Annotated in this window: 25 protein-coding genes and 1 tRNA gene; 13 read left to right on the top strand and 13 right to left on the bottom strand. The window is 71.6% G+C overall.

The genetic code is table 11. The annotated features are described in order from the left end of the window. Positions 1 to 92: 92 nt before the first annotated feature. Together J2X59_RS06075 and J2X59_RS06070 are read right to left on the bottom strand one after the other, a co-directional pair. Positions 93 to 884 carry an alpha/beta hydrolase gene (locus J2X59_RS06075; protein ID WP_326496044.1) on the bottom strand — a complete coding sequence of 264 codons (792 nt, stop codon included), beginning with the start codon at positions 882 to 884 and terminating at the stop codon, positions 93 to 95. After that, positions 884 to 1,411, bottom strand: coding sequence for a phenolic acid decarboxylase (locus tag J2X59_RS06070; protein ID WP_326496043.1), 528 nt, complete (start codon positions 1,409 to 1,411; stop codon positions 884 to 886). Before J2X59_RS06070 ends, J2X59_RS06075 begins: the two co-directional genes overlap by 1 nt. A 62-nt stretch (positions 1,412 to 1,473) precedes the next feature. On the opposite strand from J2X59_RS06070, the gene J2X59_RS06065 reads away from it, so the two are divergent. The 3 genes from J2X59_RS06065 to J2X59_RS06055 all read left to right on the top strand — a co-directional run bounded on the left by J2X59_RS06065 (position 1,474) and on the right by J2X59_RS06055 (position 2,840). Continuing rightward, on the top strand, positions 1,474 to 1,944 hold the full coding sequence (locus tag J2X59_RS06065) for a MarR family winged helix-turn-helix transcriptional regulator (RefSeq protein WP_326496042.1): 471 nt from the start codon (positions 1,474 to 1,476) through the stop codon (positions 1,942 to 1,944). A 129-nt stretch (positions 1,945 to 2,073) separates the two neighbouring features. Then, positions 2,074 to 2,511 (top strand): Hsp20/alpha crystallin family protein, encoded by a 438-nt coding sequence (locus J2X59_RS06060; RefSeq protein ID WP_326496101.1) that lies wholly within the window; start codon positions 2,074 to 2,076, stop codon positions 2,509 to 2,511. A gap of 14 nt (positions 2,512 to 2,525) precedes the next feature. After that, positions 2,526 to 2,840, top strand: coding sequence for a hypothetical protein (locus J2X59_RS06055; protein WP_066651202.1), 315 nt, complete (start codon positions 2,526 to 2,528; stop codon positions 2,838 to 2,840). Positions 2,841 to 2,945: 105 nt separating this feature from the next. On the opposite strand, the gene J2X59_RS06050 is transcribed toward J2X59_RS06055, so the two are convergent. Then, the gene (locus tag J2X59_RS06050; RefSeq protein WP_326496041.1) at positions 2,946 to 3,827 is read right to left on the bottom strand and encodes a manganese catalase family protein; all 882 of its coding nucleotides are present in this window, start codon (positions 3,825 to 3,827) and stop codon (positions 2,946 to 2,948) included. 202 nt (positions 3,828 to 4,029) lie between these two features. On the opposite strand from J2X59_RS06050, the gene J2X59_RS06045 reads away from it, so the two are divergent. The 3 genes from J2X59_RS06045 (at position 4,030) to J2X59_RS06035 (ending at position 6,937) form a co-directional block, all read left to right on the top strand. Then, positions 4,030 to 4,713 (top strand): SDR family oxidoreductase, encoded by a 684-nt coding sequence (locus J2X59_RS06045; RefSeq protein ID WP_326496040.1) that lies wholly within the window; start codon positions 4,030 to 4,032, stop codon positions 4,711 to 4,713. Between the two features lie 206 nt (positions 4,714 to 4,919). After that, complete coding sequence (locus tag J2X59_RS06040; protein WP_326496039.1) at positions 4,920 to 6,269, top strand: sensor histidine kinase; 1,350 nt, start codon at positions 4,920 to 4,922, stop codon at positions 6,267 to 6,269. Then, on the top strand, positions 6,266 to 6,937 hold the full coding sequence (locus J2X59_RS06035) for a response regulator transcription factor (RefSeq protein WP_326496038.1): 672 nt from the start codon (positions 6,266 to 6,268) through the stop codon (positions 6,935 to 6,937). Before J2X59_RS06040 ends, J2X59_RS06035 begins: the two co-directional genes overlap by 4 nt. 12 nt (positions 6,938 to 6,949) lie before the next feature. Here the strand turns inward: J2X59_RS06035 and J2X59_RS06030 are convergent, their stop codons facing one another. From J2X59_RS06030 to J2X59_RS05985, 10 genes are all read right to left on the bottom strand, one after another. After that, positions 6,950 to 7,711 (bottom strand): triose-phosphate isomerase family protein, encoded by a 762-nt coding sequence (locus tag J2X59_RS06030; protein WP_326496037.1) that lies wholly within the window; start codon positions 7,709 to 7,711, stop codon positions 6,950 to 6,952. Next, positions 7,708 to 8,211, bottom strand: a complete 504-nt coding sequence (locus J2X59_RS06025; protein ID WP_326496036.1) for a ribose-5-phosphate isomerase — start codon at positions 8,209 to 8,211, stop codon at positions 7,708 to 7,710. The genes J2X59_RS06030 and J2X59_RS06025 overlap by 4 nt, the downstream gene beginning before the upstream one ends. Then, positions 8,208 to 9,941 carry a dihydroxyacetone kinase family protein gene (locus J2X59_RS06020; protein WP_326496035.1) on the bottom strand — a complete coding sequence of 578 codons (1,734 nt, stop codon included), beginning with the start codon at positions 9,939 to 9,941 and terminating at the stop codon, positions 8,208 to 8,210. Before J2X59_RS06020 ends, J2X59_RS06025 begins: the two co-directional genes overlap by 4 nt. Further along, the gene (locus J2X59_RS06015) at positions 9,938 to 11,326 is read right to left on the bottom strand and encodes an MFS transporter (protein WP_311205679.1); all 1,389 of its coding nucleotides are present in this window, start codon (positions 11,324 to 11,326) and stop codon (positions 9,938 to 9,940) included. Before J2X59_RS06015 ends, J2X59_RS06020 begins: the two co-directional genes overlap by 4 nt. Before the next feature lie 73 nt (positions 11,327 to 11,399). Continuing rightward, positions 11,400 to 12,161, bottom strand: coding sequence for an SDR family NAD(P)-dependent oxidoreductase (locus tag J2X59_RS06010; RefSeq protein WP_209684746.1), 762 nt, complete (start codon positions 12,159 to 12,161; stop codon positions 11,400 to 11,402). An 11-nt stretch (positions 12,162 to 12,172) separates the two neighbouring features. After that, positions 12,173 to 13,126 carry a 3-hydroxyacyl-CoA dehydrogenase family protein gene (locus J2X59_RS06005; protein ID WP_326496034.1) on the bottom strand — a complete coding sequence of 318 codons (954 nt, stop codon included), beginning with the start codon at positions 13,124 to 13,126 and terminating at the stop codon, positions 12,173 to 12,175. Further along, on the bottom strand, positions 13,123 to 14,121 hold the full coding sequence (locus tag J2X59_RS06000; protein ID WP_326496033.1) for a sugar phosphate isomerase/epimerase family protein: 999 nt from the start codon (positions 14,119 to 14,121) through the stop codon (positions 13,123 to 13,125). The genes J2X59_RS06005 and J2X59_RS06000 overlap by 4 nt, the downstream gene beginning before the upstream one ends. 90 nt (positions 14,122 to 14,211) lie before the next feature. Further along, positions 14,212 to 14,928: a GntR family transcriptional regulator gene (locus J2X59_RS05995; protein WP_326496032.1), complete on the bottom strand. Its 717-nt coding sequence runs from the start codon at positions 14,926 to 14,928 to the stop codon at positions 14,212 to 14,214. Between the two features lie 87 nt (positions 14,929 to 15,015). Further along, positions 15,016 to 16,011 (bottom strand): matrixin family metalloprotease, encoded by a 996-nt coding sequence (locus J2X59_RS05990; protein ID WP_326496031.1) that lies wholly within the window; start codon positions 16,009 to 16,011, stop codon positions 15,016 to 15,018. A gap of 273 nt (positions 16,012 to 16,284) precedes the next feature. Continuing rightward, a tRNA-Leu gene (locus tag J2X59_RS05985) sits at positions 16,285 to 16,371 on the bottom strand. 110 nt (positions 16,372 to 16,481) lie between these two features. On the opposite strand from J2X59_RS05985, the gene J2X59_RS05980 reads away from it, so the two are divergent. The 7 genes from J2X59_RS05980 (at position 16,482) to pknB (ending at position 25,710) form a co-directional block, all read left to right on the top strand. After that, positions 16,482 to 17,162, top strand: coding sequence for an FhaA domain-containing protein (locus J2X59_RS05980; protein ID WP_066651163.1), 681 nt, complete (start codon positions 16,482 to 16,484; stop codon positions 17,160 to 17,162). Beyond that, the gene (locus tag J2X59_RS05975) at positions 17,159 to 17,728 is read left to right on the top strand and encodes an FHA domain-containing protein FhaB/FipA (protein WP_251154391.1); all 570 of its coding nucleotides are present in this window, start codon (positions 17,159 to 17,161) and stop codon (positions 17,726 to 17,728) included. The genes J2X59_RS05980 and J2X59_RS05975 overlap by 4 nt, the downstream gene beginning before the upstream one ends. 7 nt (positions 17,729 to 17,735) lie before the next feature. Next, entirely contained in the window at positions 17,736 to 19,121 is a 1,386-nt protein-coding gene (locus J2X59_RS05970; protein WP_066651160.1) for a Stp1/IreP family PP2C-type Ser/Thr phosphatase, read from the top strand. Continuing rightward, positions 19,118 to 20,566, top strand: a complete 1,449-nt coding sequence (locus J2X59_RS05965) for an FtsW/RodA/SpoVE family cell cycle protein (protein ID WP_326496030.1) — start codon at positions 19,118 to 19,120, stop codon at positions 20,564 to 20,566. Before J2X59_RS05970 ends, J2X59_RS05965 begins: the two co-directional genes overlap by 4 nt. Beyond that, positions 20,563 to 22,017, top strand: a complete 1,455-nt coding sequence (locus J2X59_RS05960; protein WP_326496029.1) for a peptidoglycan D,D-transpeptidase FtsI family protein — start codon at positions 20,563 to 20,565, stop codon at positions 22,015 to 22,017. The genes J2X59_RS05965 and J2X59_RS05960 overlap by 4 nt, the downstream gene beginning before the upstream one ends. Beyond that, positions 22,014 to 23,750, top strand: a complete 1,737-nt coding sequence (locus tag J2X59_RS05955; protein ID WP_326496028.1) for a protein kinase domain-containing protein — start codon at positions 22,014 to 22,016, stop codon at positions 23,748 to 23,750. Before J2X59_RS05960 ends, J2X59_RS05955 begins: the two co-directional genes overlap by 4 nt. 121 nt (positions 23,751 to 23,871) lie before the next feature. Then, positions 23,872 to 25,710 carry a Stk1 family PASTA domain-containing Ser/Thr kinase gene (pknB, locus tag J2X59_RS05950; protein WP_326496027.1) on the top strand — a complete coding sequence of 613 codons (1,839 nt, stop codon included), beginning with the start codon at positions 23,872 to 23,874 and terminating at the stop codon, positions 25,708 to 25,710. Positions 25,711 to 25,834: the final 124 nt, after the last annotated feature.

Below are 25,834 nucleotides of genomic sequence, written 5' to 3'. Positions count from 1 at the left end.
GGCGCGGATCACGGAACGCAACGTCGGCGGTCGCTCGCAGCGCTGTACCGCTGCGAGTTGCCGCCGACGTCGCGTCGTGCGGGACGGTGGCGTCAGCGCAGGCCGAGCCGCTCGTCCAGCAGCGCCAGGAGCCGCTCGCGGAAGGGCACCGAGGACCAGGCGTGGTCCGCACCGTCGACGACCGTGAGTCGCGCACCCGGCAGGAGGTCGGCGTACCGGCGACCGTACGACACCGGTACGATCGCGTCCTCGCTGCCGTGCACCACGTCGACCGGTCCGCCGTAGCCCGACACCGGCCCGTACACGTCGAGGTCGTCCTGCACGTCGGCGATGAACGCGCCACCGAGGGGCATCCCGCCGAAGTCGAACCAGCCGCGCTCGCGCACCGGGGCGAGCGGCTGCCCCTGGATCACGTCGTGCTCCGTGATGTCGTCCACGACGACGCCGGCGGGCGACCACAGCGTGAGCGTCTGGACGAGCGAGGGCTCCCGCGCAGCGGCGAGCGCCGACTCGACGGCCCCCAGGCTGTGCGCGACGACGTGCACGCCCTGCCCACGGTCGGCGGCGCGGATCATCGTGACGACCTGCTCCACCTCGTCACGGATGGTGATGTCCGCGAACTCCCCGTCACTGACGCCCTGTCCGAGTCGGTCGTGGCTGCGGACGACCGCGCCTCGGGCGACCAGGTGCCGCGCGGTCTGCACGAACAGCTGGTGCCCGCCGAGCGCACTGTCGCTGAAGCCGTGCACGAGCAGTACGACGGGCGCATCCGCGGCCGCACCGTCCTGCGGCTCCCACTGCCAGCCGCGGACCGTCCGACCGTGGTGGTCGAGCGTGGTCGGGGTGGTGCGGGGATCGGCGCCCCGCAGCGGCACGACGGACATCAGTTCGTCCGGTCCGCCCAGCCGGCCGGCAGGTCACCGGGAGCGGTGTCGATCACGGTCTCGTCGTCCGCACCGACGTGCTCGAACAGGGTGATGTGCGCGAACTCCGGCACGACGTAGATCGGGTAGGTCGGACCCTCGTCGCGGAAGCGGTGCATCTCGTCCAGGTGGTCGTTCTGGAACAGCACGGTCTTCTGCCCGTCGAGCTCGATCCAGCGCGGGAAGAAGATCGTGCCGTGCAGGACGCGCTGCTCCGGAACGACGTTGACGACGACGCTGGTACCGGTCGGCTCGTTCCAGGACACCTTGTAGACGCCGGGGGCGAGGGCGACGAGGTCGACGGTCTGGTCCTTCACCCAGCGGCCGCCGACGTGGCCGGTGTGGATGCGGTAGTCGATGGTCGTCGCGTTCTTGACGTACATCTCGTACTGCCAGCCGTTGGCGTACGTGTAGACGAACCGGTGGCCGACGATGCCGGTGAGGTCCTGGGGCGGTTCGGGGTGCTCGACGGAGGTCTGCGTGGTCATGCGTCGAGTTTGCTACCGAACTGGTTTTGTTGCAAACAAACCTCGCTGCTAGGTTGCCGTGTGTGCAGGGTACGGACGGACCGGGCGGCACGACGCAGGTCGCGCGCAGGCTGAGCGACCGCATCGGCCCGTTCCGACGCGCCCTCCTCCGCACGTCGCGCGAGGTCGCCGACCTGCCGGACCTGCCCGACGCCCAGGTCGAGGTGATGCGGGCCCTGACGGGGACCACGACCACGCCCTCGGCCCTCGCCGGTCGGCTCGGACTCGCTCGCTCGACGGTGAGCAACCTCGTGTCGGCGATGGAGACCGCCGGGCTCCTCGAGCGACGACTGGCAGCGGGTGACGGACGCCGGACCGAACTCCGCCTGACACCCCTGGCCGAGGAACGGCTCGCCGCCTACGACGAGGCGTCGACCGCCGTGCTCGTCGAGGCGCTCGACCGGCTGTCCCCCGAGGACCGAACCGCGCTGGCCGCAGCGCTCCCCGCACTCGAGCACCTCCACCGCGAGATCGCGCACCGCGGCGACCACTGATCGTCGGCGACCCGGTGCTCCCAGCGCCCTCCGAGCGTTCTCTTGGCACTCCTGAGGGGAGAGTGCTAGAACATGACGCAGTTGAGTCGAAGGGACTCAACAAGGACGAAGGAGTTGATCTCGGTGACGATGCAGTTCGACCCGTTCCGCGAGCTCGACCGACTCGCCGGCTCCCTGCTCGGTGCCGGCGCCGGTGCTCCCCGCTCGATGCCGATGGACCTGTACCGGACCGGCGACCACTACGTCCTCGACGTCGACCTGCCGGGCATCGACCCGGGTTCGGTCGACGTCGACGTCGACGGTTCGGTGCTCACCATCCGCGCCGAGCGCACGCTCGGTGCCCCGGAGGGCTCGCAGTGGCTCACCCGTGAGCGCCAGCCGGGCACGTTCGTCCGGCAGCTGACGCTCGGTGACCACCTCGACACCGCGCGCATCAGTGCCGCCTACGACAACGGCGTGCTGAGCGTCACGATCCCGGTCAAGGAGTCCGCGAAGCCCCGGAAGATCGACGTCACCACCGGTGGCGGGGCGCAGCAGCTCGTGGTCGGCAGCGATTCCGCCGAGTAGTCCGGGGGCGTGCGGTGACGACGATCATCAACGCCTTCCTCGCCGTCGCGGTCGTGACGGGAGCGCTGGTCGCGACGAGCCTGGACCGTCGGGTGGCCGTGCTCCTCGGCGCGGCCGGCAGCACGGCGGGGAACTTCCTCACCTGGCTGGTCGCGCCCGGCGCGTGGGCACAGGTCCCGCTCGTCCCCTGGCTCGCCGCGGTTGCCGGCACGGTCGCGCTCATCGCACTCTGGAGCGCGACGCGCCTCTGGTCCGGCATCTTCGAGCCACCGCGCGCACCGCGCGACGACGACACCGCCGCGCTGGCGACGGTGGGCGTGGAGTCGTGACGGCGTGACCACGTGACGGACGGGAGGCGCGGTACCGGCTGGCACCGCGCCTCCCGTCCGTCTCCCGGTCGCGTCGGGTGGTGAGGCCGCGCGACCGGCGGACCGTCACTCCTTGTTGAGCGTGTCCTGCACGAGCCCGGCGGTCTTCTCGACCACGTTCGGCAGCTCCGTCGTGCCGTAGAACCGCACGTCCGGGTGCGTGGGCGGCGGCATCGGCACCGACGACGTGGGGCCGTCGTGGTACGAGTACTCGCCCTTGCCGTCGAACGACGGGCCGCTCGCCCAGGGGCCGTCGCCGGCCTCCTTGCCGTCCGAGAAGTTGAGGTACTGGTAGCTGAACTCGGTGTGCTCCTTCGACTGCGGGAAGTTGCTCGGCACCGGGAAGCCCTCGACGCCCTGCTCGCGGAGCTCGGCTGCGGCGGTCGCCCACATGTTCTGGTGCATGGTGTCGCGGGCGATGAGGAACGACAGCAGGTCCCGCACGCCGTGGTCATCGGTCATGTGGTAGAGCCGGGCAGCCTGGACACGGCCCTGCATCTCGGCGTTCTCGTTGGCCGTGAAGTCCGCGAGCAGGTTGCCCGACGCGGTGATGTAGGAACCCTGCCAGGGGTTGCCGTTGCTGTCGACCGGACGGGCGCCTGCACCCGCGACGATGGCGTGCTGTACGTCGGTGCCGCCGACGATCGCGGCCACGGTCGGGTCGTCCTGCAGCGCGTCCTCGGTGATGCCGAGCGGGCTCTTCTCGAGCAGCTGCGCGATCATCGTCGCGAGCATCTCGACGTGGCCCATCTCCTCGGCCCCGATGCCGAACACCATGTCGCGGTACTTGCCCGGGATGTGCATGTTCCACGCCTGGAACTGGTACTGCAGGGCGACGGAGATCTCGCCGTACTGACCCCCGAGCACCTCCTGCAGCTTGCGCGCGTACACCGCGTCGGGCTTGTCGGGGGTGGCCTTGAACTGGAGCTCCTGCTTGTGGAAGTACAACTCGTTCTCCTGTCTCGATGGTCGTCACGTCGTCGTGGTGCGCGGCGGCGCGGCGGGGTCCGTCGTCGTGGCCGACGCTCCGCTCGGGTGACTGGGCGGGCGTCCGGGGTGGACGGATCGCGCGGGTCCGTTGGCCGGATCGCGCGGACGACGTCCCGCTGCCCCCGGTCCGGGCGCGGGTGATCGGCCTAGCGTGTGGCGCATGGACCTCGAACTCACCGGCCGTGTCGCCCTCGTCGTCGGCGGACGGGGGTACATCGGCTCCGTCGTCGCCGAGACCCTGCGTCGCGAGGGCGCCCGGGTCGTCGTCGCGTCGCGGAACGCCGACGGGGACGACGCCGTGGCGATGGACACCGCGTCGCAGGAGTCGGTGGACGCCGGGGTCGCCCGCGTCCTCGACCAGCACGGACGCATCGACATCCTCGTCGTCGCCGCCGCGCCGGCGGCCGGGACCCTCGACCCGGAGCGTGCGTCGGACCCCGATCAGGTCGCCGCGGCGATCGACGGCAAGGCACTGGGCTTCCTCCGGGTCGCGAACGCCGTGCTGCCCGTGCAGCGCGAGGCGGGCTTCGGCCGCGTGGTGGTGGTGAGCGGGCAGAACGCCTACCTGTCCGGCAACGTCACGACCTCGCTCCGGAACGCGGCGACGAGCATCATCGCGGGGAACCTGGCCGACCAGTCCGTCGGCACGGGGGTCACCGTGAACGTGGTGAACCCCGGTGCGGTGACGGACGATCCCGCCAGGACGGTGCAGCCCGGGGCCGGTGGCGAGTCCAGCCCGCAGCAGATCGCCGACCTCGTCGCGTTCCTGTCGTCCCCGCGCTCGGTCGTCAGCGGGGAGTCGGTGTCGATCGGGCACCGCGTGCTGGGACAACTGACGATCTGACGGGTTCGTCCTGCAGGACGACCCCGTTCGTCCCTCCGCACGATGTCCGACGACCGGGTCGACCGACAGGCTCGGTGGCATGGAGAGCTCGACCAAGCACGTGATCGCCACCCTCGCCACCTGCGCGGCGATCATCGTCGTCACCGCGGTGGCCCTCGTCGCGATGTCCCCCGTGCCGTGAGCCCGCGTCGTGCGATGATCGAGCCGTGACGGACCGGCGCACGTTCCTCCGGCCGATGCGGACCCGGTCGGTCGTCGTCGACCTCCTCTGGGCGGGCCTCGCCGCGCTGGTGTCCGCCGCCCCGATCGACGTCGAGCTCGAGCACGCCAGCCCCCTCGCCGTCGCGATCGCCACCGTCGCCATCGCCGTCCGCCGCCTCTCGCCGAGCGCGGCGATGACCGCGACCGTCGCCCTGGGCGCGGTGCAGGTGGCCGGCGGCGAGCGACCGTCGTTGGTCGACCTCGCCATCGCCGTCGTCATCGGCACCGTCGCCGTCGTCGGGACGCGGTTCGAGGCCGTGCTGGCCGGTCTGCTCGCCGTGGTCGCCGGGGCTTCGGCGTCGATGTACCTTTCCACGACCGGTTACCGCTACGCACTGCTGCTGAACGGGCCGCGTGACCAGGTCGTCCTCGTCCTGGCCGCCCCGGCACTCGTCCTGCTCTCCTTCTGGGCGGCTGGTCTCGCCGGTCGGGCGATCCGGTCGCAGAACGCCGAGGCCGTCCGGCGTGCCGACGCCGAGGCGGCCGCCAGCCGGGCGGAGGCCGTGGCCAACCGTGCCGAGGCCGTGGCCACGCGCGCGGTCGACGAGGCCGAGGCGGAACGCATCCGTGCAGACATCGCCCGCGACGTGCACGACGTCGTCGGCCACTCGCTCGCGGTCATCATCGCGCAGGCGGACTCGGTGCCCTTCCTCGACGACGAGGCGCGGATCCGCGAGGTCAGCGCCACCATCGCCAGCACCGCCCGGAGCTCCCTGGTCGAGGTGCGACAGGTCCTCGGGCACATCGACGGGTCGGACACCGCGAGCGACCCGACGTCCTTCGAGGAGATCGTCCGCGGCATCCGCGACGCCGGGGTGGACGTCGAGCACGCCGTGCGCGGTGTCGCCCGACCGCTCGGCGCGGTGCACGGCACGGCTGCCCGCCGGGTCCTGCAGGAGATGCTCACGAACGCCCTCCGGCACGGGTCGCCGGGCGGTGCCGTCGAGGTCCGGGAGACCTGGCGGTCCGCCGACCTCGTGCTCGAGGTGGAGAACGCCGTCCCGTCGGACGCGCTGCCGGTCGGTCCCGGGCTCGGGCTCGAGGAGCTCGCCGCGGCGGCCACCGGCGCCGTCCCCGTCCGCGCGACCGCGACCGCGACCGCGACCGCAGGACAGCCGACCGCCACCGCCGAGCAGCCGACGGTCACGTCGACCCGTGGCTCCGGCCGGGGCCTGACCGGCATGCAGACCCGACTGACCACGATCGGCGGGTCGTTCGACGCCGCCGTGCTGGACGCCGTGTTCGTCGCGCGCGCCCGCATCCCGTTCGACGTCCGAGGGGGGACGACCCGATGACCGACCCGATCCGCATCCTGCTCACCGACGACCAGGCGCTCTTCCGGGCGGGCCTGCGTGTGGTGCTCGACGCGCAGCCCGACATGCAGGTGGTGGGCGAGGCCTCGGACGGCGCCGAGGCCCTCGACCGTGTCCGGGAGCTGCGGCCCGACGTCGTCCTGCTCGACATGCGCATGGCCGGGATGGACGGCGTCGAGACGGTCCGCCAGCTGTTCTCCGGCGCCGTCCCGGGGCCGCTCCCCCGCGTGGTGGTGCTCACGACGTTCGGCCTCGACCCCGCTGCCGCCACCGCGATCCGGCTCGGTGCGAGCGGGTTCCTGCTCAAGGACACGACACCGCCGTTCCTGTTCGCCGCGGTGCGGGCCGTGCACGAGGGCAGCTCGGTGATCGCCCCGAACGACCTGTCGCAGCTGTTCGGCGCCGACGTCGACCGAGCCCCTGTTCCCCAGCCCGAGGCGTTCCAGACCCTGACGGACCGGGAGCGCATCGTCTTCGGGTGGGCGTCCCGAGGGCTCTCGAACGCCGAGATCGCGGCGAAGGAGTTCGTCACCGAGTCGACCGTCAAGTCGCAGATCTCGAGCATCCTCGGCAAGCTCGAGCTCCGCGACCGGGTGCAGCTCGTGGTCTACGCGCACGACCACGGCCTGGCGGGCGCCCGGGAGGGGTGACCGGCGACCCGGTCAGGACGCCAGGGCCGCCGCCTCGTCGAGCACCGCACCGACCGCCGCGGGATCGTGCGCGAAGCGCCCGAGGAACAGTCCGCTGATCCGCCCGCGTCCCCGGGTGAGCAGCCCGGGTCCGGCGCTGCCCCCGTAGACCACCCGCGACCCGGCGAACGCCGGCCGGGCCGCCAGGGACTGCTCGATCCCCTCGAGGACCCCGACGACGTGCTCGTGCGGCGCCGGCTCGGCGGCGCCGATCGCCCACACGGGCTCGTACGCCACGGTGACCCGTCCGGTCGTCCCGGCCGCCGCGGCCACCGCCAGCGCCCGGTCGAGCTGCCCGGTGACCTCCGCCACGGCCTCCGCACGGGAGGCGCGGACGGCCTCACCGACGCACACCAGCGGTTCGAGGTGGTGCCGGAAGGCCGCGTGCACCTTGCGCGCGACGACCTCGTCCGTCTCGTGGAACCGGGAGCGCCGCTCGGCGTGCCCGATCTCGACGAGGTCGACGCCGATCTCGCGGAGCTCGGCGCCGGACACCTCGCCGGTGGACGCGCCCTCGTCCGACGCCGACAGGTCCTGGGCCGCGAGCCGGATGCCCGACCCGGCGAGCAGCTCGCGCACCGGGACGAGCGCGGGGAAGGTCGGCGCGACGAAGAGCTCCACCGCGCCGGCGGCGACCGCGGGGTGCCGCCGGGCGACGTCCGCCACCGCGCTCGCCCACGAGAGCGTCTGCGCGTGCGAGAAGTACATCTTCAGCGACACCCCGACGATCGTCATGCGCCCGGGTCCGTCCCGTCCCCAGGGGCGTCGGTACCGACCGGCGCGGAGCCGTCGTACTCGCAGATCGCGGCGACCTTCTCCGCGCTCGCGCTCGACGGGTCGAACGTGTACCCGAGCCACTCCTTCGCCATGCGCCGGGCGACCTCGACACCGATCACGCGCTGGCCCATGCAGAGCACCTGCGCGTCGTTCGACAGCACCGACCGCTCGACGCTGAACGAGTCGTGCGCCGTGACGGCCCGGATGCCGGGGACCTTGTTCGCGCTGATCGCGACCCCGAGCCCGGTGCCGCAGACCAGGATCGCCCGGTCGGCCTCACCGTCCGCGACCATCCGGGCGGCGTCGACGGCGACGTGCGGGTACGCCGTGTGGCCGTCCGCGTCGACGCCCACGTCGACCACGCTGGCCACGCGGTCGTCGGCCTCGAGGTCCCGCTTGATGACCTCCTTGTAGTCGAAGCCCGCGTCGTCCGAGCCCACCACCAGTCGTAGCGTCATGCGTCCACTCCTTCCTCGTCGATCGTCGCCGTCAGGGTCTCGACGACGAGCGCGAAGGACACCGCGCCCGGGTCGGGGGTCCCGACGGCCTGTTCCGCGTGCGTCCGCGCGCGGCCCTTCCGCGGCAGCAGGTCCGCGCTCGCGTCCGCTGCCCGGCGGGCGGCGTCCACCGCCGTCCGCCACGCGGCGCCCAGGGCATCGCCGGCCTCGAGCCGGCGCCGCAGTTCCTCGTCGAAGGGGACGAGGGCGTCCACCATCGTCTTGTCGCCGGGCACCGCCCCGAAGGCCAGCACCGCCTCGGTGGCGGCCCGCACCGCGTCCGCGACCGTCGCCGACGTCGGACGCGCGTCGTCCCCGACGACGCGACCCAGCGCCTCCAGGGCGGCACCCCAGATCGCACCGGACGTCCCGCCTGCCCGGTCGGACCAGGCGTCCCCCGCGACCCGCAGGAGCGTCCCCGCGCCCGCACCCCGGGCGCGCGCGTCCGCGGCGGCGGTGTCCGCCGCGTGCGAGCCGCGCTGCATCCCGATGCCGTGGTCGCCGTCCCCAGCGACCTGGTCGATGCGGCCCAGTTCGTCGGCGTGGTCGTCGAGCACCGCGCGCACGGCGCTGATGCCCGCTGCGATGCGACCGGCCGCGGCACGCGAGTCGTCGCCCGCCGGACCGATCACGATGCCCTCCTCGTCGGCGGCGACCACGTCCTCGGCGACCCGCTCCTGCGGGACCGCCCCGCCCTTGCGGACGGCGGGCGTGTCCGCGGGTGCCGACCACAGCTCCTCGAGCTCGTCGTCGAGCCAGAACAGCGTCAGCGAGACCCCGGCCATGTCGAAGCTCGTGACGAGCTCGCCCACCTCCGGCTCCACGATCACGACACCGGCGTCCCGGAGCCGTCGCTGCACCGAGCCGTAGACGACGAAGAGCTCCTCGTACTTCACGCTGCCGAGCCCGTTGAGCACCGGGACCACCCGGGCGCCCTCGACCGTGACGCCCGCGGGCACCTCGTCGAGCAGCCGCTCGACGAGCAGCGCCGCCAGACCGTCGGCGCTCGGCACGTCGGTCTCGTCGATGCCGCGTTCACCGTGGATGCCCATGCCGATCGCCATCCGTCCCTCGGGCACCTCGAACAGGGGCTCCTCGGCACCGGGCAGCGAGCAGCCCGAGAACGCGACGCCGAAGCTCCGGGTCCGGTCGTTCGCGCGGGCCGCCACGGCGGTGACGTCGTCGAGCGGGCGCCCCTGCTCGGCCGCGGCCCCGGCGACCTTGAACACGCAGAGGTCGCCCGCGATCCCGCGCCGGTCGGCCTCGGAACCGGCCGGGGCGGACACGACGTCGTCGGTCACCCGGACCGTGCGGACGGGGATGCCCTCGTCCTCGAGCGTGCGGGCCGCGGCGTCGAAGTTCAGCACGTCGCCGGCGTAGTTGCCGTAGCTGAGCAGCACACCGCCACCGTGCTCGGCGGCACGGCAGACCGCGGCGACCTGCTGCGCGGACGGGCTGGCGAACAGGTTCCCCATCGCCGCGCCGGCGGCCAGCCCGTGCCCGACGAGACCGCCGAACGCCGGGTAGTGCCCCGAGCCGCCGCCGATCACGACGGCGACCGTGCCGTCCGGACTGGTGGTCGCGCGGGCGACACCGCCGTGCACCCTGCGGACCCATCGTTCGTTCGCCGCGACGAAGCCGTCGGTGGCCTCGTCGGCGAAGGCTGCCGGGTCGTTGTACAACCGGGTCATCGCGTCGTCCCCTTCGTCGAGGTGGTGGCCACGTGCGAGGTGTCGAGCAGCTCGTCGGCCTTCGCGCCCCGGAAGAACCTGGTGCAGGAGATCATCACGGCGGCGACGAACGCCAGGACGCCGAGCGACACGATGCCGAAGGCCCCGCTGTCGGTCGGGACCGCCTCGTTGATCGCGGTGCGCATGATCGGGGCGACGAAACCACCGAGGTTGCCGAGCGAGTTGATCAGGCCGATGCCCGCGGCCGCCGCCGCACCGGTGAGGAACGCCGTCGGGTAGGCCCAGGTGATCGGGCCGACCGCCAGGAAGCTCGCGACGGCGAGGGTGATGAACAGGATGCCGAGGACCGGCTGGCCGTTCGCACCCGCCCACGCCGACCCGAGGATCGACAGTCCGGTCGTGATGTAGAACATCGTCCCCCAGCGGCGGCGACGACCCACGGTGTCGGCCTTCGACCCGACGAGGTAGCAGGCGACCAGGCCGACGAGCCACGGGATCGCCGCGACGAGGCCGACCTGCCAGCCGACGTCCTGCCCGAGCAGCGACGACACCTGCTGCGGCAGGTAGAACGTCGTGCCGTACACGGCGACCTGCAGGCAGAAGTAGATGATCGTGAAGTACCAGACGCGGCCGCTCGCCATCGCCTTCCAGATGCCCTTCGGGCCGTCCTCGTTGCGGGCGGTGTCCTCACGGTCCATCGCCGCGGTGAGCGACTGCTTCTCCCCCGGTTCCAGCCACTTCGCCTGCTGCGGGCTGTTCGTCAGGAAGAACAGCGCCGCGACGCCGGCCAGCACCGCGAGGATGCCCTCGCCGAAGAACATGACCTGCCAGCCGTGGAACGGGGTGACCTGGTCACCGACGCTGATGAGCCCGCCGGACAGCGGTGCGCCGATCATCTGCGAGAACGGCTGCGCGAGGTAGAAGATCGCGAACATCCGCACGCGGACCTTGTTCGGGAACCACTCGGACAGGTACATGATCACGCCCGGGAAGAGTCCCGCCTCGGTCACACCGAGCAGGAAGCGCAGGACGATGAACATCGTGTCGTTCGTCGTGAACGAGAACAGTGCGGCGACGATGCCCCACGTGACGGCGATCCGGGCGAGCCAGAAGCGCGCCCCGAAGCGCTTGAGCAGCAGGTTGGACGGGATCTCGAAGATCGCGTAGCCGATGAAGAAGATGCCGGCGCCGAGGGCGAAGGCCGCGTCGGAGATGTTCCGGTCGACGCTCAGGGCCTCCTCGGCGAAGCCGACGTTGGTGCGGTCGAGGAAGGCGACGAAGTACAGGATGACCAGCATCGGCATGAGGTGCTTGGTCGCCTTGGCGATCGCGGACCTCAGTGCCGGGTCGTGGGTGGACCCCAGGGCGGGGCTGCTTGCGGACACGAATCGCTCCTTCGCGATCATGAGTGGTCGTTCTGGTGGTCGGAGCCGTCGGCTCCGGTGCGTGCCGTCGGGTTCAGTGCATGTAGAGGCCGCCGTCGACGTTCAGGGTCTGACCCGTCACGAACCCGGCGTCGGCGCTGACGAGGTAGGCGACCGCGGCGGCGACGTCCCGCGGCGTGCCGATGCGCGGCAGGACACCGTCGGCAGCCATCTCGGCCTTGCGCTCCTCGGAGAGAGTGCCGCCCATGATGTCGGTGTCGATCGGGCCGGGCGCGATGGCGTTCACCGTCACGCCGTGCTGCCCGAGCTCGCGGGCCATCCCGCGGGTGAGGCCGATCACGCCGGCCTTCGCGACCGAGTACGGCGTCTTGCTGAACGTCCCGCCGCCGCGCTGCGCGGAGACCGACGACAGGTTGACGATGCGGCCGTACCCGTTCCGCACCATCGACTCGGCTGCCCGGAGACCGGCGAAGTGCACCCCGTCGAGGTTGATGCTCAGCACCCGGTGCCACTCCCCCTCGGGCAGGTCGAGGTAGGCGTGCGCCGACGAGACACCCGCGAGGTTCACGAGTGCCGCGATCGGCGGGAGCCCGGCCTCGATGGTGTCGAAGGCGGCCCGGACGGCGGCCTCGTCGGCGACGTCCGCGCCCGCGCCGACGGCCTGCACGCCGTGCTGCTCGCGGAGCTCGGCGGCGACGGCCTCGCTCGCGGCCTGGTCGAGGTCGACGATCCCCACGTTCCAGCCCTGCTCGGCCAGGTGGTGGGCGGTCGCACGGCCGATGCCGCGCGGCGACGCTGCGCCGGTGAGGACGACGGTCTGCTGCTCGTTGCGCATCGTGCGCTCCTTCAGTGGATCGGGGCCGGGCCGAGCTCGTCGAGGAGCTCCTGCATGGCGACGTAGGCCTTGTTCCGGTACGCGACGAGCTCCGGCGTGCGGTCGGCGGGCACGTCGAGGTAGCCCGATCCGGTCTTCGTGCCGAGCTCGCCGGCGTCGACGTGCTGCTGCAGCGTCGGCGGGGTGGCGAAGCGCTCGGGCCAGCGGGTCTGCAGCGACTCGAAGCAGAACGCGTAGACGTCGAGTCCCGCCATGTCCGCGATCGCGAACGGGCCGAAGAAGGGCAGGCGGAACCCGAAGGTCGTCCGGACGATCGTGTCGATGTCGTCGGGGCTGGCGATGCCCTCGTCCGCGATCTTCGATGCTTCCTCGAACAGGGCGTACTGCAGGCGGTTCAACACGAACCCGGTCGAGTCCTGCACCCGTGCGGACTGCTTGCCGGTCGCCGCGACGACTGCTTCGCCGACGGTGACGGCGTGCTCGCCGGTGGTGGGGTGCGGGATGAGCTCGACACCGGGGATGAACGGCGCCGGGTTCGAGAAGTGCACCCCGAGGAAGCGCTCCGGACCGGTGACGGCCTCGGCGAGGCTCTCGATGAGGATCGTCGACGTGTTCGAGCCGATGACGGCGTCGGGTCGGGCGGCGGCGCTGATCCGACGCAGGGTCTCGTGCTTGATCGCGAGCTTCTCGGGGACCGCCTCCTCGATGAAGTCGGCGTCCGCGACGGCGGCCTCGATCGACTCGGCGGCACTGAGGTGCGCGGTGACCCGCTCGACGGCGTCGTGTGGGAACAAGCCGTCGGCGACGAACTGGCCCGTCTCCCGGATCAGCCGCTCGAGGTTCTGCTGCGCGATCTCGGCCGAGACGTCGGCGATGCGGACGGTGTGACCGGCGAGGGCGAGGACCTGGGCGATCCCGCCGCCCATGTACCCGGACCCGACGACGGCGATGTCGAGGGTGCTCATCGGACTGCTCCTCCGTGCTTCGTGCCGATGCTCGTCGTGGCGAGCACCGACCGGATGTACTGCTGGTTGGTGGCGCAGACGCCGAGGCTGTCCCCGCCGTACTGCTCGGTCATGACGATCCCGCGGAAGCCGTCGGCAACCGCGTCCCGGAGGACCTGGCGGTAGTTGATGAGCCCGGTCTCCATCGTGCTCGGCGCACTCGTCGCCCAGCTGCCGTCGCCCGCCTCGTCGCGCGTGTAGTTCTTCACGTGCAGGTAGTTCGTGTGGGGCATCGTCTTCGCGAAGAGCTCCCGCCAGTCCTCGACCGGACGGTGCAGACGGATGAGGTTCGCCACGTCGGCGTTGAGACCGACGGTGTCGAGCCCGATCTCCTCGACGAGCCGGACCGCGCTGTCCGCGGTGCCGAGGTAGGTGTCCTCGTACAGTTCGAGGGCCATCGGCAGGCCGACGCTCGCCGCGTGCTCCCCGAGTTCGCGGAGGCGACGGACGGCCGCGTCCCACACGTCGGGGTCCTCGGGGTCCTTCGGCCCGGGAGCCGTCCAGAACCAGAGCGCGCGCTGCTGAGCCTCCGAGAACGGCTGGTGCAGTCCGGTCGAGAACACCTGCATGCCCCACTCGGCCGCCGCGTCGATCGTGCGGTGGGCGTAGGCGAGGTTCTCCTCCTCGTGCCCGGGTTGGATCACGCTCCGACGCTGCAGGTGCACCGACGGGATCCCCACGCCGTGGGCCGCCGCGACCGCGAAGAGCTCGTCGCGCCGGGACCGTTCGAGGTCCGCGGGTCGGACGTGGCTGTCGGCCATCTCGGCGAGCGAGAACCCCGCTGCGGCGATCTGGGCGAACACGTCGTCCCACACCTCGGCGGGGGCGTCGTGGAAGGCGGCGCCGTCCCGGGTGACCCGGTCGAAGCCGTGCAGGCAGACGGCGATCGGCCACGTCCGGTCGGTCCAGCTGTCCGGGTTCCAGTCCTGCTCGACCCAGTCCTGCGGTGTGCTCACGGAATGCTCCCTTGCATGACGCGGTTCATCCTTGAACCTCTTTCCTATAGGAAAGATACTCGCGCTGAGCCAGAGCGCAACCCCGTTCTGTCAGGCGGAGTGTGACGCGTCGGCCCGGGAGCGCACCCGCACCGCGTCGATGTGGTGCCGCATCGCCGCCACGGCGGTGGGCGCGTCCACGGCGAGGGCATCGAGGACCGCACGGTGCTCGGCGACCGCCCGCTCGGTGTCGTCGTCCCCGCCCTCGACGATCTGCCGCATGCGGTGCACCCGCGTCGTGATGATCGCGGACATCTCCTCGAGGAAGGGGTTCCTCGTCGCGTCGAACACGAGCTGGTGGAACCGCCAGTCGGAGCGGAAGAACCGGGCCATCAGCTCCTCGGACGCACAGCGGGCACCGACCCGGGCGACCTCGGCGGCCACGGCCTCCTGCTCGGCGAGCGCCACAGCGAGCCGCTCCCGCAGCACGGCCACGTCCCCGCGTGCCGCGAGCTCGACCGCCCCGCTCTCGACGATGAGCCGCGCGTCGAACAGCGCCTCGAGCTGGTCGCCGGCGAGCGGCGGCGCGACGCGGTACCCCTTGTTGGCCTCGCGCGTGACCAGGCCGGTCCGCTCGAGCTGCACGAGGGCCTCGCGCACCGGGGTCGGGGAGACGCCGAGCGTCCGGGCGAGACCGTCGATCGACAGGCGCATCCCGGGCTCGACGTCGTGCCCCATGAGCACCTCGAGCACCCGGTCGTACACGCGGTCGCGCAACCCGATCTGGGTGATCCGCGCGGAGCCGAAGCCCGGCATCGTGCTCGTCATGCGGTCGATCCTAGAGAGTGCAGGGTCCCGCGACCTGCGCGTCGGGCGGCGGCGGTGGCCGGTGTGCACCGGCGCCCGTGGCGATCGTCAGTACCGGGCGTCGATGCCCAGGGCGTCCCCGAGCCCGAGGCTGCGTTGGGCGACGTCGCACGGCGCGGCCGCGGGCTTCATGACGAGGGCCGACGAGGCTGCGGTGTGGCCGAGGCCGTACGCGTGCCCCCACTCGTGCGTCGCGACGCCGCGCAGGTCGTACCGGTTCCCGGAGCACGTCGCCGTGGACGACCACGCGTACCGGGTGGAGTAGCGCTGGTCCGCCTCGACCGCGATGCCGTCCTGCGACCACACGCACGTGGTCGCGAGCGTGCCCGCGGGCAGGGAGCCCCAGCCGGTGACGCTCCGACGGTCGGGGTCGCCGCAGCCCCCGGTGCTCGAGACCGCGGGGGTCCTCGCCGTCGTGCTGACCCAGGTGTTCGCGGCACTCGACGTGATCGAGCGCCCGCAGGTCCCGAGCCGTCCGCTCCACGCCGTCGCACCCGCACGGATCGCCACGCGGTCCGCCGCCTTCGCTCCCGTCGGGTTCGACCACCACCGGACGTCCCTCGTCCAGCGGTACGCCAGGAGCGTGTACGACCGGTCCGTGCAGCTCGAGGCGGCCGATCCGGTGCCGGTCGTGGCCGCACCCGCACCGGCGTCGTGCCCGGCGGCGATGCGGCTCTCACGCAGTGCGAGCACCCGCCGGACGGCAGCAGGGGCGCCGGACCAGCGCCCGTCGACCGCCACGGCGATGCCTGCCGCGCCGGTGTTCGTCACCGAGGCATCCCCGGGATCACCACCGGTCGTCGTCGCCACGGGCAGCGCGGTCACCGTCGTGCCGGCGTCGGGCACCGCGAAGACGCGACCGTCGGGGAGCACGACCGAGCCCGACGCGACGACGCAGCCACCCGACAGCTCGGCGACCGTGATCCGGTCACCGCGGCACGACGGCGCGGCGTGCGCGGGGGCGACCCCGACGCTGGTGGTGACGACCGCGACGAGCGCGGTCCCGAGTGCGACCACGGCAGCGGTCACGGACGACGTCCGCATGGGTCCTCCAGGAGCAGGCGCACCGGCCCGACCCGGTACGACGCCGATCAGTGTGCGGAGAGCGGCAGCGGAGGGGCAACCCCCAGAACGGGCAGGCCGGCGGTCGCCACCGGGTCGGTGTGCCGACCCGGTCGACGCGCCGAGGGGGACCCGATCCGTGCACGGCTGCGGCCGACGGACGGAGGTGGGACGAGCCTCCAGGCCGGTCGTGGGGAGCGTCGCGCCGGAACGCGGAACGGCCCCCGGATTCCTCCGGGGGCCGTTCCTCATACCTGGTGCGCGAGGGGGGACTTGAACCCCCACGCCGTTTCCAGCACACGGACCTGAACCGTGCGCGTCTACCAATTCCGCCACTCGCGCCAGCCCGGCAACACTAGCACGCGACAGAGGGTGCCCGTGACCACGCACAGACGGGCACGAGCGCCACCCACTACCATGCAGTGGTCCCTGACCGACGAACACGGAGACACATGGGCCTCTTGGACAGCTTCGAGCGAGGGTTGGAGCGCGCCGTCAACGGCACCTTCGCGAAGACCTTCCGCTCCGGCGTGCAGCCCGTCGAGATCTCCAGCGCGCTGCGGCGGGAGCTCGACACGAAGGCCGCCGTGGTCTCCCGCGAGCGGATCCTCGTCCCGAACGAGTTCACGGTGCGCCTCGCGCCACCGGACCACACGCGGATGAACGACATCGGGCGCCCGCTCATCGACGAACTGTCGCAGATGGTGCAGCAGCACGCGGTGGCCCAGAACTACTCCTTCTCCGGACCGGTCTCGATCACGCTGCAGCAGGACGGCACGCTGTCCACCGGCATCCTGCAGGTCGACTCGTCGACGGTGCAGCGTGACGTCGCCTGGGTGGCCGTGCTCGACATCGGATCGCAGCGCCACCGGCTGCACCGCGGCCGCACCGTGATCGGGCGCGGCACCGACGCGGACATCACCGTCGCCGACACCGGGACGAGTCGGAAGCACGTCGAGATCATCTGGGACGGCAAGCACGCGCAGGCCAACGACCTCGGGTCCACGAACGGGTCGAAGCTGAACGGCGAACGCTTCCAGCAGGCCATCGTCGAGCCGGACTCCACCATCGAGATCGGTCGTACCCGTATGGTGTTCCGGGTGATCCCGGAGAACGACGGAGGTGCGCGATGACCACGGGCCTGACCCTGCTCGTCCTGCGCTTCGCCTTCCTCGCGGTGCTGTGGCTGTTCGTGTTCGTCATCGTCTTCGCCCTGCGGAGCGACCTGTTCGGCCAACGTGTCCGCACCATCCCGACCGACCCGAAGGCCGGGGCGTCCGCACCGACGACGCCGACCGTGCCCGCCGCCGCAGCTCCTGCCGCCGCAGCGCCCGGCGCGTTCACGGAGCTGATCGGCCAACCCGCGGGCCCGACACAGCAGCAGTCCGGCTCCGCACCGCCGACCGGCGTCGCGACGCGCCTCGTCATCACCGAGGGCTCCCGCGAGGGCATGGAGATGCCCCTCGGCGGCGGTCCGATCACCATCGGACGCTCCAGCGAGTCGAACGTCGTCATCCGCGACGACTACACGTCGACCAACCACGCCCGCCTCGACCTCCGCGGCGAGGGCTGGGTCCTGTCCGACCTCGAGTCCACGAACGGCACGTTCGTCAACGGTCAGAAGGTGACCGGCCCCGTGACCATCGCGGAACGGACGCCGATCACGATCGGGACGACGACGTTCGAGCTGCGGCGGTAACCGGGACATGACGGCTCGCACGCTGAGCGCCGCTGTGTCCCACGTGGGGCGCATCCGCGCCAACAACCAGGACTCCGGCTACGCCGGCACGCACCTCTTCGCCGTCGCGGACGGCATGGGCGGCCACGCCGGCGGCGACGTCGCGTCCGCGATCGCCATCCGCCGCATCCGCGAGGTCGACCGCGAGTTCCCGTCCGCGCACGACGCCGAGTTCGCCCTGCAGTCCGCGCTCATCGCCGCGAACCAGCTCATCACCGAGACGGTGTTCGAGCACCAGGAACTCACCGGCATGGGCACCACGGTGTCCGCACTCATCCGGGTCGGCGAGCAGATCGCCATCGCGCACATCGGCGACTCCCGCATCTACCGCCTGCGCGACGGCGAACTGCAGCAGATCACGTCCGACCACACCTTCGTGCAGCGACTCGTCGACAGCGGTCGCATCACGCCGGAGGAAGCCGCCGTCCACCCCCGGCGCTCGGTGCTCATGCGCGTGCTCGGCGACGTCGACGCCGCCCCCGAGGTCGACACCGCCGTCATGGACATCCAGACCGGCGACCGCTGGCTGCTCTGCTCGGACGGTCTGTCGTCGTACCTGGCCGAGGAGCGGATCCGGCACGCGCTCGCGTCGACCATGGACGCGAACCAGGTGACGCAGCGCCTGGTCAAGGAGACGCTCGACCACGGTGCCCCGGACAACGTGACCGTCGTCGTGATGGACGTCACCGACACGGAACCCGAGGACGACGACGCCGCCGCCACCACGGTCGGTTCCGCCGCGGCACCCCTGACCTTCGAGGCGTCGACCGGTCGCAAGCCGATCCGCCTCCCCACGATCCTGCTCCACCCCCTCAAGGTGAGCGCCGTGCCGGAGGACTCCCACTTCGAGCCCGAGTCCGACCAGTACTTCGCCGAGCTCATCGCCGAGGACCGCCGTCGCCGCATCCGGCGTCGCGTGGCCTGGTCGATCGCGCTCGTCGTCGCCGTCGCAGCCCTCGTGGGGGCGGTGTTCCTCGGTTGGCGGATCACGCAGGCGCACTACTACGTCGGCACCGACCGCGGCACGGTCGCCATCTACCAGGGCGTGCAGCAGTCGATCGGGCCGATCGCGCTGTCGGACGTCTACGAGGACACCGACATCTCGGTCACGTCGCTCCCGGACTACACGCGCGAGAACGTGCGGTCGACGATCAACGCGACCTCGCTCTCCGACGCGCGCGACATCGTGGACCGGCTGCGGAAGGCCGCCGAGACCGGCCAGGACCAGGCCGGCACGGGCGGCGATGCGGATTCGTCGCCGTCGCCCACCCCGACCCGGTCCGGGTCACCGTCGGGCAGCGCCTCGCCGTCCGGCAGCGCCTCGCCGTCCGAGAGCCCGGGGGACGGCCGATGAGCACCGCGACCGCGCAGTCCTTCACGCAGGCGATCACCATCAAGCTGCGGGAGCCGGCCCGCGCCCGGAACCTCGAGCTCGTGCTGCTCGTCATCGCGTGCGGCATCTGCGCCGGCGCGATGGTGCTCGTCCAGCTCGGCACCAAGGGCCGCATCTTCGACACCGGTGTGCTCTGGGTCGGCGGCGGGATCCTCGGCCTCGCGCTCGTCATGCACGTGGTGCTCCGCGTCGTCGCGAAGCACGCGGACCCGTTCGTGCTGCCCATCGCCCTGGTGCTCAACGGCATCGGCATCGCCGAGATCTACCGCATCGACGTGCACAACGGCCTGACCGGCTGGGACGCCATCGGGGTGAAGCAGATCGTCTGGACGATGCTCGCGATGGTGCTCGCGACGATCACCGTCGTCGCGGTCCGCAACCACCGGTTCCTGCAGCGGTACCGCTACATCTTCATGTTCGCGACGATCGCGCTGCTGCTCCTCCCGATGCTCCCCGGGATCGGGGCGAACGTCGGGGGCGCCCGCGTGTGGATCCGCATCGGCCCGTTCTCGTTCCAGCCCGGCGAGCTCGCGAAGATCACGATGGCGCTGTTCTTCGCCGGGTACCTCGTCACCGCCCGGGACTCGCTGTCCATCGTCGGCAAGAAGTTCGCGGGCATGACGTTCCCGCGCGCCCGTGACCTCGGCCCGATCCTGGTGATGTGGGCGTCGGCCATGGCCGTCCTGGTGTTCCAGCGCGACCTCGGCACGGCGCTGCTCTACTTCGGCCTGTTCCTCGTGATGATCTACGTCGCGACCGCCCGGCTCGGCTGGGTCGTCATCGGCCTCGGGCTGTTCGTCGGTGGTGCCCTCGTCGCGCAGTCGGTCCTGGTCTACGTGCGGGGTCGCTTCGAGCAGTGGCTCGACCCGTTCGACCAGGCGATCTTCGACCGACAGACCCAGGGCAGCTACCAGCTCGTCCAGGGCCTGTTCGGCTTCGCGAACGGCGGGATCACGGGCACCGGCCTCGGTCAGGGCCGTCCGTACATCACACCCGTCGCCAACGCGGACTACATCGTCGCGTCGCTCGGCGAGGAACTCGGGCTGATCGGCGTCTTCGCGATCCTCGCCCTGTTCATCGTCCTGGCGTCGCGGGGCCTCCGCGTGGCCTTCACGGCGCAGGACGACTTCGGCAAGCTGCTCGGTGTCGGCTTCGGCTTCATCATCGCCCTGCAGGTCTTCGTCGTCGTCGGCGGCATCACCCGGATCATCCCGGTGACCGGTCTGACCACACCCTTCATGGCCGCGGGTGGCTCGTCGCTCATCGCGAACTGGATCATCGCGGCGATGCTGCTGCGACTGACCGACTCGATCCCCGCAGAACAGCGCGTCCAGCAGGGCGCGGTCCCCGCCGCCCGTGGCCGTTCCGGACGCGGTGCGACGACCAGGAAGGAGCGCACCCGGTGAACCGACAGCTCCGCGGAGTCTCGACCGTCATCGTGCTCATGTTCGTCGCGCTCTTCGTGTCGACGACCTCGATCCAGTTCTTCGCCGCCGACACCCTGCGTGCCGACTCGCGGAACTCCCGCACGATCCTGGACAGCTACTCGACCAAGCGCGGCGCGATCCTGGTCGACGGCAGCCCGATCGCCGAGTCGACCCCCTCGGACGACCAGTACCAGTACCAGCGCAAGTACACGAACGGTGCGCTGTACTCCGCCGTGACCGGCTACTTCACGATCGGCCAGGGCAACACGGGCATCGAGAGCGCCGAGAACGCCGTGCTCTCCGGCAACTCCGACGCGTCGTTCTTCCAGAACCTCAACGCGATCCTCACCGGGCAGGACGTCCAGGGCGACAACGTCAACCTCACCATCGACCCGGACGTGCAGCAGGCCGCGTACGACGCTCTCGGCGAGAACAGCGGTGCGGTCGTCGCGATCCAGCCCAGCACGGGCAAGATCCTGGCGATGGTGTCGAAGCCGGCGTACGACCCGAACGCCCTGACCTCGCACGACACCGCGCAGGTCAAGCAGCAGTACGACGCCCTGCTGCAGCAGACCCCGACCCCGCTGCAGAACCGCGCGATCGGCGGCGACCTGTACACGCCGGGCTCCGTCTTCAAGCTCGTCGTGGCCTCCGCCGCGCTCAAGGACGGCAAGTACTCGCTCGACTCCGAGTTCCCGAACCCGTCGCGCCTGCAGCTGCCGGGCACCAGCTCGTACATCAACAACGCCGAGGGTGGCTCCTGCGGTGGTGGCGACACGGTGAAGCTCCGGACGGCGATCCAGTTCTCGTGCAACATCCCGTTCGCCGAGCTCGGCCAGAAGCTCGGGTACGACCGGATCAAGTCCGTCGCGGACGAGTACGGCTTCGGTGACGCGATCGAGGTCCCGATGCGCGCCACCGCGAGCCAGTACCCCGACGTCGACTCGACCGCCCAGCTCATGCTGAGCGCGTTCGGGCAGGCCAGCGTGCGCGTCTCGCCGCTGCAGATGGCGATGGTGTCGGCCGGCATCGCGAACGGCGGCAAGGTCATGCAGCCCTCGCTCGTCGACTCGATCACCACGAGCGACCTGAAGACGGTCGAGTCGTTCTCGCCGAAGCAGTACAGCGACCCGCTGTCCGGCTCCGAGGCCGCCGACCTGACCGAGGCGATGCAGAGCGTCGTGAGCGGCGGGACCGGCACCAATGCGAAGATCGACGGAGTCGACGTCGCCGGCAAGACGGGTACGGCGGAAGGCGGTACGGGTGATCCGTACACGCTGTGGTTCACGGGGTTCGCCCCGGCGAAGAACCCGGAGGTGGCCGTCGCGGTCGTCGTCGGGAACGGCGGCGGACTCGGGCAGTCCGGCGTCGGCAACACGGTCGCGGCCCCGGTCGCGAAGAAGGTCATGGAGGCGGTGCTGAACAAATGAGACCCACCAGCGGACTCACCTTCGGTGGGCGGTACCAGCTCTCCTCGCGGGTCGCGATCGGCGGCATGGGTGAGGTGTGGCAGGCGACCGACCTCGTCATCGGCCGGACCGTCGCACTCAAGATCCTCAAGGACGAGTACCTCGGCGACCCGGGCTTCCTCGAGCGCTTCCGGGCGGAGGCGCGCCACGCTGCCCTCGTCAACCACGAGGGGATCGCCAACGTCTTCGACTACGGCGAGGAGGACGGCAGCGCCTACCTGGTGATGGAGCTCGTCCCGGGCGAGGCCCTGTCCACCATGATCGAGCGGGAGCACACGCTGCCGGTCGACAAGGTGCTCGACATCGTCGCCCAGACGGCGAACGCCCTGCAGGCCGCGCACGCCGTCGGCCTGGTGCACCGCGACATCAAGCCCGGGAACCTGCTCATCACGCCCGACGGCCGCGTGAAGATCACCGACTTCGGCATCGCGCGCATCGCCGACCAGGTCCCGCTCACCGCGACGGGCCAGGTGATGGGCACCGTCCAGTACCTGTCCCCGGAGCAGGCGAGCGGCCACCCGGCATCGCCGTCGACCGACATCTACTCGCTCGGCATCGTCGCGTACGAGTGCCTGGCCGGGCGTCGTCCGTTCACCGGTGAGTCCCAGGTCGCGATCGCGATGGCGCACATCAACGAGCAGCCGCCCGCGCTGCCCGGTGACGTGCCCGAGCCGGTCTCGGCACTCGTGCTGTCCTGCATCGCCAAGAAGCCGGCGGACCGTCCGGCGACCGCGGCGAACCTGGCCCGCGCGTCCCAGGCGCTGCGGCGCGGGGACGTCGCCGCAGCGACCGTCGCCGTCCCAGCTGTCGGCGGCGCGGGCACCGTCGCGTTCAACCCGCCGCAGCGTCCGGGCAACGACGCGGCGACCGCGCTCATCGGCACGCAGGCCGGAGCCGTCGCCGGCCCTCCCGGCACGCCGCGGTCACCGGCAGCGCCGGAGGACGAGGAACCGAAGAAGAAGCGCGCCTGGATCTGGTGGCTCGTCGGGGTCCTCGCGGTGCTGCTCATCGGCGGCGCGATCGCCGCGTTCGCGCTCGGCGGTCAGGGCGAACCCGACCCGGCACCGTCCTCGTCGCGGCCGGCTCCCTCGCAGTCCGCGCCGTCGTCGACCCCGTCGCCGACCGCGGACCGGGTGTTCATCAACAAGGGCGACTACGTCGGCCGCAGCGCCGACGAGGTCCGGAACGAGCTCCAGGGCCGCGGCTTCGAGGTCACCGTGCAGGACGGCAGCCCCGCGCCGACCGCGGAGCAGGCCGGCACCGTCGCGGACCTCACCCCGACGGGCAGCGTCGTCGAGGGCACCCTCGTGACGCTCACCCAGTACACGACCCCGCCGACGGCCAACAAGCCGAACACCCCGACCGCGGGGACGGTGTCCGAGTCCGGCCAGGTCACCTTCAGCTGGTCGGGCGCGACGTGCCCCGACGGCTACGACGTGTCGAAGTACACGTGGACGGTCACGGGCGGCAAGGACGCCTCGGGAGCCACCTCCGGGGACACCAGCTCGACGGCCGTCACCATCCAGGCGGACGCCGTGGACGACGAGGTCTCGTTCACCTACACGGTCACGTGCGGCTCGCTCGCTGCCTCTGAGTCGTCCGACGCCGCGACGGCGACGTGGGAACAGGCGGAGGACCCGACGCCCTCGGGCACCCCGACCCCGACCCCGACCGGCCCGCAGGACGCCAACTGATCGTCACCCGAACGGGGGCTGTCGACACCGTTGTGTAACGGTTCGTCGGCAGCCCCCGTCGTCAGCGTTCGGGCAGGAACCCCTGCCGTACACTTGCCCGGACGAACATTCGGAGGAGTACGTGCCAGAAGGTGTGACCGCGGGGATCACGCTCCTCGCCGACCGCTACGAGATCGGTGACGTCATCGGTCGTGGGGGCATGGCGACGGTGCACGTGGGCACCGACACGCGACTCGGTCGCAAGGTGGCGGTGAAGCTCCTCAAGCCGAGCCTCGCCTCGGACCCGACCTTCCGGATCCGCTTCCGGCAGGAGGCCCAGGCGGCGGCCCGCATGGCGCACCCGACCATCGTGCGCGTCTACGACGCGGGCGAGGAGACGGTCACCGAGCCCTCCGGCGCCCAGGTCCAGGTGCCCTACATCGTCATGGAGCACGTCGACGGTCGCGCACTCTCCGACGTGCTCGACGACGGCCCGCTCGACCCGGACGAGGCGGTCCGCATCACCGAGGGGATCCTCACCGCCCTCGAGTACTCGCACCGCGCCGGCGTGGTGCACCGCGACATCAAGCCCGCGAACGTCATGGTGACGCACAGCGGCCAGGTCAAGGTGATGGACTTCGGCATCGCCCGTGCCATCACCGACACGTCCGCGACGGTCGCGCAGACGACCTCGATCCTCGGGACGGCCTCGTACTTCTCGCCGGAGCAGGCCCGCGGTGAGACCGTCGACGCCCGGACCGACCTGTACTCGACCGGCGTGCTGCTCTTCGAGCTGCTCACCGGCCGCCCGCCCTTCGTCGGCGACTCCCCGGTGGCCGTGGCCTACCAGCACGTGAGCGAGCAGCCGGTCGCGCCCTCCACGCTCGTGCCCGAGGTGTCCCCGGCGCTCGACGCGGTGACGCTGCACGCCCTGGTGAAGGACCGCACCCGTCGCTTCCAGACCGCCGCGGACTTCCGGACCGACCTGCAGCAGGCCGCCGCCGGCAAGGTCCCGGTGTCCACGCGCACGCTCCAGCAGAACGCGGCACATGACGCGTCCACGATGCTCTTCGGCGTGAACCCCCGCACCACCTCGAACCCTGCGGTGGCGTTCCGCGAGCTCGACGACGACGCGGCCGACCACCGACCGCAGCGCACGCAGAACCGCCCTCCGGTCGCCTGGATCTGGCTCGGCATCATCCTCACCGCCGCCGTCATAGCGGGCGTTGTGTTCTTCGTCGCGAACCTGCAGCCCGGCAAGGCACCGGTGTCGTCGTCGGTGTCCGTACCGAACGTCGTCGGCGCCACGTGGGACTCGGCGCGGACCGAACTCGAGAAGCGGGACCTGAGTGCCGTCGAGGTCGGCGAGAACTCCGACGACGTCACCAAGGACACGGTCATCCGGACCGAGCCCGGGGAGGGCACGAACGTCGCCCGCAAGCAGAGCATCCGCGTCGTCGTCTCCCTGGGACCGGAGCAGGTCGCCGTCCCGGACGTCGCCAACCAGACGCAGGACGCGGCGGAACAGGCACTGAAGGACGCCGGGTTCGCGGTCGGAGCGATCAACAGCGACTACTCGAGCGACGTGCCCGAGGGCACCGTGATGAGCAGCGACCCGGGGAGCAGCACGCAGCTGACGAAGGGTTCCGTCGTCAACCTGACGGTCTCCAACGGCAAGGTGCAGATGCCGGACGTCACGCAGCAGCCGATCAGCGCCGCCAACGAGGCACTCGCGAACCTCGGGCTGAAGGTCGTGGCGTCCCCGACCTACACGTGCACGGGCAGCACCGTGGTGCAGCAGAGCGTGCCGCAGGGCGACGTCGCGCAGGGCAGCACCATCACGCTGACGTACTGCGCAGCTTCGGCACAGCGGCCGTCACAGGCGCCGTCCGTCCCCGAGCAGGGTGGCGACGACAGCAGCGGCAGTGACGGTGGCGGCGGCGGGGGCAGCGGGACCGTCCAGGGCGGCGGCGGACAGTAGTCCACTCCGTCAGGTCGGCTGCGGCGGGCTCCGTCCGTCGGCCTGGAGGCACGCGGCACCATCCCCGCGGGCGTCGCCTGCGCCGGTGGTCATCGGACGCGTCGGCGGTCGTACCGCTCCGGCG

This window comes from Curtobacterium sp. 260, from assembly GCF_030803485.1.
Lineage (GTDB): Bacteria > Actinomycetota > Actinomycetes > Actinomycetales > Microbacteriaceae > Curtobacterium.
Note: the sequence above shows the minus strand (reverse complement) of the source record. Positions and strands in the feature narration are given on the sequence as shown.

Excerpts from the sequence above, each read along its gene's own strand:
- J2X59_RS06075 (WP_326496044.1), bottom strand. The coding sequence starts at position 884 with ATGTCCGTCGTGCCGCTGCGGGGCGCCGATCCCCGCACCACCCCGACC.
- J2X59_RS06070 (WP_326496043.1), bottom strand. The coding sequence starts at position 1,411 with ATGACCACGCAGACCTCCGTCGAGCACCCCGAACCGCCCCAGGACCTC.
- J2X59_RS06060 (WP_326496101.1), top strand. The coding sequence starts at position 2,074 with ATGCAGTTCGACCCGTTCCGCGAGCTCGACCGACTCGCCGGCTCCCTG.
- J2X59_RS06045 (WP_326496040.1), top strand. The coding sequence starts at position 4,030 with ATGGACCTCGAACTCACCGGCCGTGTCGCCCTCGTCGTCGGCGGACGG.
- J2X59_RS06035 (WP_326496038.1), top strand. The coding sequence starts at position 6,266 with ATGACCGACCCGATCCGCATCCTGCTCACCGACGACCAGGCGCTCTTC.
- J2X59_RS06030 (WP_326496037.1), bottom strand. The coding sequence starts at position 7,711 with ATGACGATCGTCGGGGTGTCGCTGAAGATGTACTTCTCGCACGCGCAG.
- J2X59_RS06025 (WP_326496036.1), bottom strand. The coding sequence starts at position 8,211 with ATGACGCTACGACTGGTGGTGGGCTCGGACGACGCGGGCTTCGACTAC.
- J2X59_RS06020 (WP_326496035.1), bottom strand. The coding sequence starts at position 9,941 with ATGACCCGGTTGTACAACGACCCGGCAGCCTTCGCCGACGAGGCCACC.
- J2X59_RS06010 (WP_209684746.1), bottom strand. The coding sequence starts at position 12,161 with ATGCGCAACGAGCAGCAGACCGTCGTCCTCACCGGCGCAGCGTCGCCG.
- J2X59_RS06005 (WP_326496034.1), bottom strand. The coding sequence starts at position 13,126 with ATGAGCACCCTCGACATCGCCGTCGTCGGGTCCGGGTACATGGGCGGC.
- J2X59_RS05995 (WP_326496032.1), bottom strand. The coding sequence starts at position 14,928 with ATGACGAGCACGATGCCGGGCTTCGGCTCCGCGCGGATCACCCAGATC.
- J2X59_RS05990 (WP_326496031.1), bottom strand. The coding sequence starts at position 16,011 with ATGCGGACGTCGTCCGTGACCGCTGCCGTGGTCGCACTCGGGACCGCG.
- J2X59_RS05980 (WP_066651163.1), top strand. The coding sequence starts at position 16,482 with ATGGGCCTCTTGGACAGCTTCGAGCGAGGGTTGGAGCGCGCCGTCAAC.
- J2X59_RS05975 (WP_251154391.1), top strand. The coding sequence starts at position 17,159 with ATGACCACGGGCCTGACCCTGCTCGTCCTGCGCTTCGCCTTCCTCGCG.
- J2X59_RS05970 (WP_066651160.1), top strand. The coding sequence starts at position 17,736 with ATGACGGCTCGCACGCTGAGCGCCGCTGTGTCCCACGTGGGGCGCATC.
- J2X59_RS05965 (WP_326496030.1), top strand. The coding sequence starts at position 19,118 with ATGAGCACCGCGACCGCGCAGTCCTTCACGCAGGCGATCACCATCAAG.
- J2X59_RS05955 (WP_326496028.1), top strand. The coding sequence starts at position 22,014 with ATGAGACCCACCAGCGGACTCACCTTCGGTGGGCGGTACCAGCTCTCC.